The 12,263-nt window shown below is 60.0% G+C and carries 7 protein-coding genes; 2 read left to right on the forward strand and 5 right to left on the reverse strand.

From position 1 onward, the window contains the following. A partial coding sequence (locus PMI23_RS17455) for a calcium-binding protein (RefSeq protein ID WP_007950033.1) occupies nt 1-1,773 on the forward strand: 1,773 nt, incomplete at its 5' end. Nucleotides 1,774-1,861: 88 nt separating this feature from the next. Here PMI23_RS17455 and PMI23_RS17460 read toward each other — a convergent pair. The 5 genes from PMI23_RS17460 to PMI23_RS17480 form a co-directional block, all read right to left on the reverse strand. Continuing rightward, the gene (locus PMI23_RS17460) at nt 1,862-4,594 is read right to left on the reverse strand and encodes a LuxR C-terminal-related transcriptional regulator (RefSeq protein ID WP_007950035.1); all 2,733 of its coding nucleotides are present in this window, start codon (nt 4,592-4,594) and stop codon (nt 1,862-1,864) included. 175 nt (nt 4,595-4,769) lie between these two features. Next, on the reverse strand, nt 4,770-6,134 hold the full coding sequence (locus PMI23_RS17465) for a DUF1329 domain-containing protein (RefSeq protein ID WP_007912796.1): 1,365 nt from the start codon (nt 6,132-6,134) through the stop codon (nt 4,770-4,772). Between the two features lie 26 nt (nt 6,135-6,160). Beyond that, complete coding sequence (locus PMI23_RS17470; protein ID WP_007912799.1) at nt 6,161-8,050, reverse strand: DUF1302 domain-containing protein; 1,890 nt, start codon at nt 8,048-8,050, stop codon at nt 6,161-6,163. A gap of 337 nt (nt 8,051-8,387) precedes the next feature. Then, the gene (locus tag PMI23_RS17475) at nt 8,388-10,070 is read right to left on the reverse strand and encodes a fatty acid--CoA ligase (RefSeq protein WP_007912801.1); all 1,683 of its coding nucleotides are present in this window, start codon (nt 10,068-10,070) and stop codon (nt 8,388-8,390) included. 146 nt (nt 10,071-10,216) lie between these two features. After that, nucleotides 10,217-11,401: an MFS transporter gene (locus PMI23_RS17480; protein WP_007912803.1), complete on the reverse strand. Its 1,185-nt coding sequence runs from the start codon at nt 11,399-11,401 to the stop codon at nt 10,217-10,219. Nucleotides 11,402-11,486: 85 nt separating this feature from the next. Here PMI23_RS17480 and PMI23_RS17485 point away from each other — a divergent pair, with 85 nt between their 5' ends. Then, the gene (locus PMI23_RS17485; protein ID WP_007912805.1) at nt 11,487-12,251 is read left to right on the forward strand and encodes an AraC family transcriptional regulator; all 765 of its coding nucleotides are present in this window, start codon (nt 11,487-11,489) and stop codon (nt 12,249-12,251) included. Nucleotides 12,252-12,263 lie beyond the last annotated feature (12 nt).

A 12,263-nucleotide genomic window follows, 5' to 3' on the forward strand; every position in this document is an offset into this window, starting at 1 on the left:
TACACCCTCGGCGCCAACGTCGAAAACCTGATCCTCACCGGCAATGGCAACCTCAACGGCACCGGCAACGCGGTCAGCAACCGTATGACCGGTAACGCCGGTGACAACATTCTCGACGGCGGCGCCGGCATCGACACGCTGATTGGCGGCTTGGGCAACGACACTTATGTCGTCGACAACGCTGGCGACATCATCACCGAGACCAGCACCCTGGCGAACGAAATCGACACCGTCCGCGCGTCGGTTGACTGGACACTGGGCGCCAACCTGGAAAATCTGGTGCTGACCGGCAACGCCATCAACGGCACCGGCAACAGCCTGAACAACGTGCTCACCGGCAACGCCATGAACAACACCCTCAGCGGCGGCGCCGGTGACGACACCCTCGACGGCGGCCTCGGCGCCGACACCATGATCGGCGGCGACGGCGTCGACACCTACTACGTCGACAACGTCGGTGATGTGGTCATCGAAACCGATGCCTCGCTGACCGCACTCGACCGCGTGTTCGCGTCCATCGACTACACCCTCGGCGCCAACGTCGAAAACCTGATCCTGATCGGCACGGCCAACCTCAACGGCACCGGCAACGCGGTCAACAACCGCATCACCGGCAACATCGGCAACAACATTCTCGACGGCGGCATGGGAGCCGACACCATGATCGGTGGCGCCGGCAACGACACCTACGTTGTGGATAACATCAACGATGTCGTGATCGAGCAGATCGGCGAAGGGCATGATCTGGTCAGAACCAGTATCAGCTACACCCTCGGCGCCAATGTCGAAGACTTGACGATGCTTGGCGACACGTGGGGTGCACTCACCGGCAATGCGCTGGACAACACCATCACAGGCAACTCCGCCACCAACTACATCGATGGCGGGCTAGGCGCAGACACCATGATTGGTGGAGCCGGGCATGACGTCTACAACGTGGATAACATCAACGACGTTATCGTTGAACTCGCGGATGAGGGGATTGATACCGTCAACACCAGCATCGACTACACACTGGCGGACAACGTCGAAGATGGTCAGATGATTGGCAGTGCCAACCTGAATCTGACAGGTAATGCCCTGGAAAACGTCTTGCACGGCAACGATGGCAACAACATCCTGTCGGGCGGTCTCGGCGCTGATCGCATGATTGGCGAGGGCGGCGACGATATCTTTATTGTGGATAACGTCAATGACCTCATCTTCGAGTTCCAGAATGGCGGTCACGACCTGATCCGCACTTCGGTCGACTACAACCTTTCGGATTACGTCGAGGACGGCACCCTGCTCGGCAGCGCAGACCTGACAATGTGGGGCAACAACCTCGATAACATTCTGACGGGGAACGCAGGCAACAACGTACTCGGCGGCAATGGCGGAACCGACAAACTGTTCGGTGGGGAAGGAAACGACACACTGTACGGTGGGTGGGGACATAGCACGTTGACGGGCGGTACCGGGGCTGACACCTTTGCCATCACTAACATGATCAATCTCGGAAAGGAATTCGGAACAAGCTCCTCGCAGAACGTCATTGCCGATTTCAACGCTCTGGAAGGGGACAAAATCGATTTCTCCAAATTCGACATTGACCCGATGACCCTCGGCTACCAACACTTGACGTTCATTGGCTCCAATGAATTCACCGGGCTGGGGCAACTGCGTTTTGCAGATAACGTCCTGTCGGGCAACCTGAGCGCAGACGCTGGGGGGCACTTCGAAGTGCAAGTGGTGGGCGTCAACTCGCTCAGTGCGAACGACGTCATCGTCTGATCCCTTAGCTGCCTGAAACATTCGAAGCTGAAAAATGAAAACACCCCGCCATCGCGGGGTGTTTTTTTTTGTCCACGTTTTTTATTTCCTAGGCCAACAGGCCCAACTCTTTGGCCCGCGCCACTGCCTGCGTCCGCCGCTCAACCCCCAGCTTGCTGTTGATATGACTGGCGTGGGTTTTCACGGTGTGCAGCGAAATGAACAATTGCTCGCTGATTTCCTGGTTCGAACAACCCTGGGCAATCAACCGCAGTACGGCCAGTTCGCGACTGCTGAGCTGTTCGGTGACCGTGGACTCCGGCATCTGCCGGGGCGGCGCTGGCGGTAGATGCTTGAGCAGTTGCTGGCCTGCCAGTCCGGGGAACGCCAGCAATTGCCCACGCAACCAGTCCGTGTGCTCCTTGGCCAATCCATCGAATGGCTGCAACACCCCGCCGGCCGCCAGCTCCAGCGCCTGGCTCAACGTCTTGCGTGCTTCCGGCTCGCGCCCGCCCGCCAGTAGCAACGCCACCTTTTGCGTCAACGCCATCACGCTGAGTAACTGGCGCCCGGTTTGCTGACCGTTTTCGTGCAGCACGTCCAGCCGCCCTTCGGCGAGCATCGGCTGGCCGCGCGTCATGTCGAGCAGCGCTTGTTGCAGCTCCACGTGCAATGGCAGTTGGGGGTGAAACTCCGGCGGCGCAGCGGCGCGCTCGCCGGTGTAGGTCTGGCCCAACCGCGCCAGCCACGCCTCGGCCAGATCGGTGCGGCCCTGCGCCAGCCACAACTCACATTTGACCAGCGTGATCATTGCCAGATAGTAGATCGGCGGCACGTCCCAGATGTGCATCAGGCGTTCGGCTTCGGCCAGTTCGGCAAAGGCCTTGGCGAACTCGCCGCTGCTGCCATCCAGACGCGCGATCACGCAATGGCCAATCAATACGCTGATGTCGCGACAGGCCCGTGCCTCGCCGATCCCGGCCAACAAGCGCACGCGTGCGGCCTGAGGCTGCAAGCGCATCGCCAACAGAAAACCCTCGTACAAGGTCAGCCGCGCGCGCACCGCATACAAACGTTGTGGCGACAGGCCGCGCAACCGTTCCAGCCCCTGATGGACTTCATCGAGTGCTCGCAGAATTTCGCCACGCGATTGCAACACCCGTGCACGGTCGTAATGGGCCAAAGCTTCGAACAACGGATTGCCGACCCGCTGCGCCAGCTCCAGGGATTCGCGGTTAAGACCGCGTGCGCGCCACAGATCGCCATCGGCAATGGCCAGATTGGACAAGGTCGATAGACACATCAGCCGTTGGCCATAACGTTTGGCCGGCAGGCTTTCCAGGGCCTCGGTGCAATATCTGATCGTCAACTCCCGATGCCCACGCCCCCGAGCGATGATCCCGCTCAACGCCAGCCATTGCGCCAGCATCGATTTTTGCGCGGTGGCGGAAGGTGCCGGCAGGAAGCGGCTCAAGTGGCTGGACAACTCTTCGGCGGCATCGAGCTGGCAGGCCAGCCCCAGCGCCCAACTGTAGAGAACGATCAGCCGCGGCGTGCTGATCAGCAGGCTGTCGGGCAAATCCATTTTCCAGCGCAGCAGCATGCCGACGTTTTGCTCGGCCAGCAGTTGCTCCTCCGAGAGGTTCTGCACCAGGTTCGCGGCGACATCGAGGTGACCGGCGCGCAACGCCTGTTCAACCGCTTCATCCAGCAGCCCCTGCGCGTTGAACCAGCGACAGGCGCGCAGGTGCAGCGTGGCCGTCGGCACCATCGCCTGAGCAATCGGCCGGCTGCGCAATAAATCAGAGAATAAATGGTGATAACGATACCAGTGCCCATGCTCATCCAGCGGCACCAGAAAGACCTGATGCGCCAACAGGAAACGCAGAATCTCGGCGCTGTCGTGGGCCTCACGAACGGCATCGCACAACTCACTGCAAAAACGCTCTTGCGGTGCGGTTTCATAGAGGAACGCCTGCACTTCGGCTGGCAGGCAATCGATGACCTCTTCCAGCAGGTAGTCGCGGATCAGCCCTTCCCCGCCGTTCAGCGCTTGTGGCAGCGCCGCATCGCTGCCGGCTTCGGACACCGCGAGCAGCCAGAAACGCAAACCGGCGACCCAGCCTTCGCTGCGCTGAATCAGGTTTTCCAGCGCTTCGCCGCGCAGCGAACTGCTATGACGATCAAGCAAGGCCAGCGCTTCGTCATGGGTCAGGCGCAGATCCTGCTCATGCAACTCCAGCAACTGCCGCGACAGACGCAAGCGCGCCAGATGCCAGTCCGGGCGCTGGCGACTGGTGACCATCACCAGCAAGCCATCAGGCAGATGATTAAGGAAAAACTGCAGGCAACGATCAAGCACCGGACCTTGCGCGAGATGGTAATCGTCGAGCACCAGCAGCAACGGCTTGGCGGGATCGAGGTGCAGGGTCAACTCATCGAGCAAGCCGTCGAGCCATTCTTCGAAGGCAAATGGCTGATGGCGTTGACGCATTTTCAGCAGGCCGAGTGCGCGACTGCCCAGTTGCGGAAAGTAGTCCTGCAAGCCTTCAAGCAAACGTTCAAGAAAGCGACCGGGGTCATTGTCGCGAGGACTCAGGCCCAGCCAGAGGCTTTGCCAGTGCGCCGGCAGACTCTGACAGAACTCCACCGCCAGCGAACTCTTGCCGAACCCGGCGGGGGCGCTGACCAGCAACAGCCGCCCACCGAGCCCGGCCTGCAGGCGCTCGCAAAGGCGTGGTCGCAACACGTAGCCGTCGGGTAATGGCGGGCGAAAAAAACGCCCGTCCAGTGCCGCGACGGCAACGCTTGCGGGACCCGGAAGTGGGGACAGATCAGTCATGGCCGGCTCTTGTTCGAATTGCTGTTGGCGGCGTTGCAGATGTCCGCAGACTAGCCTTAAACGAACCGGTTATGAAGGTTGCTGCTACAAATGGCTACAAAAAGGCTACAGGCAAAAAAACGCCCCGAACCAGTCGGGGCGTTTTCACGAGGATGCGGCCTCGGGTTACAGCGGGTTAGCGGACACCATCCTGACGCAGTGCAGCCGGGGTGAAATCACTGGTGGTGGCAGTGAAGCCGAAGTCATACGCACTCTTCTCTTCGTTCTTCATGCCCAGTGCCAGATAACGGCCGGACTGCAGGTCGTAGAGGGTTTCCAGCGCGTACCACGGCACTTGCTTGTCGTAGTAGTTCTCGGCATGCGCCTCGGCCACACGCCACAGTTGGCCACGACCGTCGTAATGGTCGATCACGGCTGCCTGCCAGGTGTCCTCGTCGATGTAGAAGTCGCGCTTGGCGTAGATGTGACGCTGGCCTTCCTTCAGGGTGGCAACCACGTGCCAGACGCGACGCAGCTCGTAACGCGCCAGGTCCTGGTTGATGTGGCCGGCCTTGATGATGTCGGCGTACTTCAGCTTCGGATCGTCGAGCTTGTAGCTGTCGGAGGCGATGTACATTTCTTTCTTGCCTTCGAGTTTCCAGTCGTAGCGATCCGGTGCACCGTTGAACATGTCGAGGTTGTCGGAGGTACGCAGGCCATCCGCCGCAGTACCCGGGCCGTCGTAGGACACTTGTGGCGCCCGACGCACACGACGCTGGCCGGCGTTGTAGACCCACGCCGAACGTGGCTCTTTTACCTGGTCAAGGGTTTCGTGCACCAGCAGCACACCGCCGGCCAGACGCGCCGGCGCGGTCACTTTCTGCTTGAAGTAGAACAGGATGTTGCCCGGGTTCGCCGGATCGTAGTCCTTCATCTTGTCGCGGAACACGAACTGATCCTGGAAGTACACCAGGCTGTACGAGCCGTTAGGTTGCGGCGTGGCCTGGGTCACCAGACGGGTCACGCTGCCACCGCGGTAGCGGGTGATGTGGTTCCAGATCACTTCCACACCGGTTTTCGGAATCGGGAAAGGCACCGCGGTATCGAAGTTTTCCAGACCGTTGCCGCCGGACACCAGGTTGGTGGTGGTAGCGTTTTTCTTGATGGCGGCGAATACGTCATCCGGCACGGTCGCACCGCGATGGGACGGATAGACCGGCATCTTGAAGGTTTCAGGGTAGCGCTTGAACATCGCGTACTGACCTGGCGCCAGTTTGTCCTTGTACTTGTCGACGTCTTTCGCGGTGATGGTGAACAGCGGTTGCTCACTGGCGTATGGGTTGGACAGGAACCCCTTGCTATCGACCGAGCCGGCGTTCTTCGGCAGCGGCTTCCACGCCGGGATCGAACCGTCGGCGTTACCGGCCATTTCGGCGCCCATCGGCGTCAGGCTCTTGCCCAGTTTGTCGGCTTCGGCAGCAGGCACGGCGGCCATGACGCCGGTCGCCAGCAGCGACAGGCCCAGAACACCGGCGTGGAACAGACTCTTTGTTATTTTCATAAATTCGTTCGTCCTGAATGCAGTGCTTAGAAGTTCACGCCGAAGCTGAGCGCAACGAAGTCGCGGTCATCCACAGTGGTGTACTTGCCGTCAAAGAAATTGGTGTAAGCCAGGCTCGCGGTGTAGGTGTTCTGGTATTCGGCATCAACGCCCAGGCTGACCGCTTTGCGACCTTCCTCGAAGTTGCCGCCGGGGCCTGGCGAGTAGCCGCTGACGTCGTGGGACCAGGCCACGTTCGGCTTGAGGTTCACACCGGCGAAGACGTCGTTGTATTCCCAGATGGCGCGACCGCGGTAACCCCACGACATCGATGTGGTGAAACCGTCGTTGTCGCAATTGCGGCTGCGGTTGTTCTGCGGCGAACCCGGCCCTGCACCGTTGATGGTGCTGGCGTTGAGAATGTTGGCGCAGGTGTTGGCTGTGCCAGTGGCCGGCAACTCGCCCGGGCCATACACCGGATCGCGGCCATAACGCTTCTCGGAACGGCTTTCCAGGCCGCCGACGTAGGTCGCGCCGACTTCACCGACGAGGGTCAGACGGCTGGCGCCCATGACCTGGTCGAAGAAGTGCGTGAACGTTGTCTGGATCTGGGTAATTTCCTTGCGTTCGTAACCGTGCAGGTCCTGACCCGGCACGCCATTGAGAATCGAAGCGTTGGTCAGTGCACCACCGATCGGACGCACACCGGCGAACAGGATGTCGGTGGAGTTCAGTTGCACCGGCGCGTTCGGACGGTAGCTGATCTCACCGCTCCACGCCGTACCGGTAGGCAGGGTGGTGGAGAAGCTCAGACCGTAAAGGCGAATGTCTTCAGGGTATTCAATGAAGTAGTTCGAGTTGCCCGCTACCAGCAGTGGCGCGAGCGCGGCAAATGGCCCCGGTAGCGAGGCCGCAGTGTTGTAGACAGACTGCGGTGCACCAGTCGCACTGAAGATCGGCGCACGGCTGTGGTAATTCATGAAGTAGGCGCCGAACTCGGTATCGAGTGGCTCGAACATGTATTTGAGGGACGCCCCCCACTGACCGCTGTCGCGGGCATCGCGATCCGGGCCGCGACGCACCAGCACGCCTTCTTCGTTGACATCGACGCCTGCGCCCGCCAGAGGCCCCAGGGCAATCGCCGGAATCTGCGAACGCTTGTTCAGCACGCGCAGATTGCTGTCGCAGCCATCCGCAACGATGTCCGGCTGAGAGAAGAACGTGCCGCAGTTGTCGACGACGGTCTGGTCCCATTCCAGCTGGTAGAACGCTTCAGCCGAAAGGTTTTCGGTCAGGCTCTGCGACACATAGAACATGTTGACCGGAATCAGGCCTTCCTTGATTTCGGCACCCGGACGACGGAACGCGGAGACGTCGATCGGGTTGATCGAGTTGATGCCGCCGCCGATGAAGGTACTTTCACCCCAGCTCACCACCTGCTTGCCCAGACGCACGGAACCCGGCTGATCGGCAATCGCGTAGTTGTGGTAGACGAAGGCGTCGAGGATCTGCCCGCCGGACGATTTCGCGCCCTCTTTGCGACCCGAATCGCTGATGTCCTTGAACTGGCGGCTTTCATCCTTGAGTTCGAAGTCGTACCAGTATTTGCCACGGACGAACACGCCGGTGTCGCCGTATTTCAGTTCAAGGTCATGGATGCCCTTGAAGATCTTCGAAAAGGTTTCACCGCTCTTGAAGTTGGCGTGACCGTCATCGGATGTCTGCGACAGGCCGTGGCCACCGTTGTTGACGCCGATGAGGTTCTTGTTCGGGCTCTGAGTAGACCAACTGGCACCGATCGACAGGGACGAGTCGAACTGGCCCTCGATTTCACCGACGTTGAAACTGACGCCGAATGCGGGCCCGGCGAGCGAAGAGGCAAGACTGACCGCCAGAGGCAGTTTCGCCCGGCGCCAGAACTGGTTTACTGAGGTCATCGACGCTACTCCATGTGCATTATTGTTATGGCAGTGAGTACTTTTAAAAACGCCTGAAGGACCAGGTGCCAGAGACAACCCGAAATCACTCCAAAGATGCATCGCCCCGATTTGTGCGTGTGCTCCGTTCTTAAAAATCCTTGAGCGGACTATAGCCAGCAGGTGGTACTGCTTGATCCCTCTAAAGTGTGATTTGCAGCTGCCGGCCACTCTGGAACAGTCCTTTCGCCAGTCCGACGCATGTCGGCACGGCAAGGATGGCTGATTTTTTCGATTTCACAAGCCAAGCGCTTGCTTGGTGGGTCTGGCGCGCCGGTTTCGGCGCGCCAGCAGACACTCAAAGTGTCGAGAGGAAGGTGCTGTTGTTGGCCTGCCATTCGGTGATGTCGAGGCGGATGCGCTTCTTGTCGAGCTTGCCGACGCTGGTCTTGGGAATTTCGGTAACAAGGGCGATCTGACTCGGGATTGCCCACTTGCTCAGGTGGCCCAACTCCACGAACGGCTTGAGGTGTTCCTTGAGCTCGCGTGCCCCGATCACATGCCCTTCGCGGATCACCAGCAAGGCAAACGGACGCTCGCCCCACTGCGGATCGGCGATCCCCACCACTGCTACTTCGCGTACCGCGACGTGACGACTGATCAGGTCTTCGAGGTCCAGCGAGGAGATCCACTCGCCGCCAGTCTTGATCACGTCCTTGATGCGGTCGCGGATGTCGATCACGCCCATGCTGTCGAGCGTGGCGACATCGCCGGTGTGCAACCAGCCTCCGGCCCAGAGTTCGGCGCCCTTCTGCGGTTCGTTGAAATAACCTTCGGTAAGCCAGGGCGCGCGCAGCACCAGTTCGCCCTGGGTCTCACCGTCGGCCGGGAGGAAATTGCCGTCGCCGTCGACGATTGCCGCTTCCACCAGCGGCCCCGGCACACCGGCCTTGATTCGGTAAGTGGTGCGCTCGTCTTCGGTGCCGGCCATCAGCTCGTCATTGAGGTGCGCGCAGGACACCAGCGGCCCGGTTTCCGACATGCCGTAGGCGGCGGTGAGCTGAATGCCGCGGGCCTTCGCGGTTTCATACAGCGTGCGATTGAGCGCGCTGCCGCCAATGACGATTTTCCAGCCGCCGAAATCGGTGCCTTGTGCGCCTTTGGCGTTAAGCAGCATTTGCAGAATGGTCGGCACGCAGTGGGAGAAGGTGACCTTCTCTTTGCGCCACAACTCCACCAGAAACTCCGGATCGTAGCGGCCCGGATAAACCTGCTTGAGTCCGAGCATGGTTGCCACGTATGGCAGACCCCAGGCGTGAACGTGGAACATTGGCGTGATCGGCATGTACACATCGTTGGTGCCAAGCAGGCGCACGCTGTCGATGGAACCCATGATCGTCGACACACCCATGGTGTGCAGCACCAGTTGCCGATGGGTGAAATACACGCCTTTCGGGTTGCCGGTGGTGCCGGTGGTGTAGAACGTGGTCGCGACCGAGTTTTCGTCGAAGTCCTGGAAGTCGTACTGCGGACTTGCAGCGGCCAGCAGTTGCTCGTACTCGCCGACCAGATTCGGCAAATCGGCGGTTTTCTCCGGCAGATCGGTCAGCAGCAGGGTTTTCTCGACCGTGGTCAGGTGCGGCGCGATCGCTTGATACAACCCGACGAACTCGCTGTTGACCAGCACAAAGCGGTCCTCGGCGTGGTTCATGGTGTAGAGGATCTGCTCAGGCGACAGACGCACGTTGATGGTGTGGATCACCGCGCCAATCATCGGAATCGCAAACATGCATTCCAGGTAACGGTGGCTGTCCCAGTCCATCACCGCCACGGTGTCACCGGCCTTGACACCGGCCGCCGTCAGCACGTTGGCCAACCGCGCCACGCGCTCGATCAGGGTCGGGTAGCTATAGCGAATCTGGTCGCGGTAAATGATCTCGCGGGTTTTCTCGTAACGGGCGCCGGACATCAGCAGCCGTTTGATCAGCAATGGATACTGGTAGGCCCCATCGGCCGGGGGAATGACGCGAGTCTGCAACATAAGAATCCCTTTTCTGACTGCACGGTGTTGGCGTAGAGATTGGTACTCTAGAACCCTTATACGCCAGCCAAATCAGCCAAAGGAATGATTTGCAAAGCCGTACAAATGCTAGCTTTGCGCCAGCATTTGCCGGTTTTCGTCTTCGGTCAGGCCGTTTGTCCTACTGCCTCTTCAGAAGGCGTGCGTGGGAATACGACTGCAGCAAGGAAGGTCAACGCGCCGAAACCCGCGAGAATCAAGTACAGGCCTACAAAACCATGGCGCGGTTCGACATAGGAAATCAGCGGAATCGCCGTCGCACTGGCACCAAACGATAAACAGTAACGCAGGGCGAACACCCGTGATTGCCATTGCGGGGCGACGAAGTTGGCAACCATCGCATCGTTGACTGTTACCTGCCCGAACACCACGAACATGAACGCTGCACCGAGGGCAATTACTGCCCAGCCGTCGGCATAGGCCAGCGCAAACAGCAACGGTGCCTGGCACAGCGTCAGGACAATGAACGGCCATTTCAGGCTGAGCCGATGCAATACCCGACCAATGCTCAACTGCGCGACCGCGCCGAAGGCATAGGCCAGACTGACCACCACGCCGAGGGTTTGCGGCGAAGCGAACAGCTCATGCAAACGCTCCTGAAACAGCTTTGGATAGGTCATGGTGGTGGCGTTGAACACCACACCGCCGGTGGCCGTGGCCAACGCCAGCACGCCGAACACCATCATCATCGAAATACGCTGACCGGCGGCACCTTTGAGTGGTGTGTGCGCACGCTTCGGAATCGGTTCCTCACGCACCTGCAAAGCGAAACCAACCCCCAGCACAATCGCCACTGCGCCCGGGATCAGAAACGCCGATCGCCAACCGAATTGCGCCACCAACAACCCCGTGATCAACGCAGAAAACGCCACGCCCAGATTGCCCCACATGCCATTGATGCCGATTTCGCGGCCACGGTTCTGCGCGTAAGCAACCAGCATTGCCGTGCCGACCGGGTGATAAATTGCCGCAAAAATACCGATCAGGGTCAGGCCGATCACCAGCATGCTCGGGCTGTTGCTCAGCCCGGTGAAGATCGCCGAAGCGCCAATGCCGAAGAAAAACACCAGCATCATCTGTCGCCGACTCCAGTGATCACCCAGCCAACCAGCGGGTAGTGAACAAGCGCCGAAGGCAATGAAACCGCCCAGTGACAAGCCGATCAGTGCGGCGTAATCGAGACCGAACGCTTGAGTCATGCCAAGCACGGCGGCGGGAAAAATCAGCATGAACATGTGATCGATCACATGCGCGGCGTTGATATAGCGAATGACATTGCGGGATTGATTCATGGCGGCACGCTTTACGTTGTTGTGTGGCGCTTATGCTAAGTTGGCCGTAAAGCGCATTCCTGCCAAGCAAGTCATCGAATCAGACATGTTGATCAGCCACTTCGAACACGGCCCGGTGAGTGCCTACCCCCGGGATTATCTGGATGGCGCGCACCAGCCGCTGCACCTGCATCGCGAGGCGCAGTTGTTGTACGCGGTCAGCGGGATCATGCGCGTGGTCACGCAATCGGGTGCGTGGGTGATTCCGCCGAGTCGCGCGGTGTGGATTCCACCCGAGGTGGCGCACGAGATTTTCATGAGTGGCGATGTGCAGATGCGCTCGCTGTTCATCGCCCCTGAGCTGTCGCCCGCCAGCCTGCAACAGTGCTGCGTATTGGCGGTGACGCCGCTGCTGCGCGAGCTGATCCTGCGTGCCGTGCAAGGGCCGCCGCATGCCGATAATCCGTTGATCCAGCAACTGATGCTCGAAGAACTCGCCAGCCTGGAGAACCTGCCGCTGCACATTCCGATGCCCACTGACCGGCGTCTGCAAAACATCTGTCTGGCACTGCTGCACACCCCGGATCACGCCAATACGCTGGAAGACTGGGCGCAGCAGGTCGGTGCCAGCTCACGCACGTTGGCGCGGCTGTTTCAGCAACAATTGCAGATGAGTTTCAACGCCTGGCGCCAGCAACTGCGCCTGATGGAAGCCCTGCCACGCCTGCTCGCCGGGGACAGCGTGCAGCGTGTGGCGCGGGATTTGGGTTACGGCAGCGCGCGGGCGTTCAGCGCGATGTTTCGCCGTTTGCTTGGGGAAAATCCTCGCGAATACCTGAATAACCTGAGCAAGCTCAGCGAACTGGTGTAGGAGCTGTCGAGT

This window comes from Pseudomonas sp. GM24 (assembly GCF_000282235.1).
In the GTDB taxonomy this organism is placed as follows: domain Bacteria; phylum Pseudomonadota; class Gammaproteobacteria; order Pseudomonadales; family Pseudomonadaceae; genus Aquipseudomonas.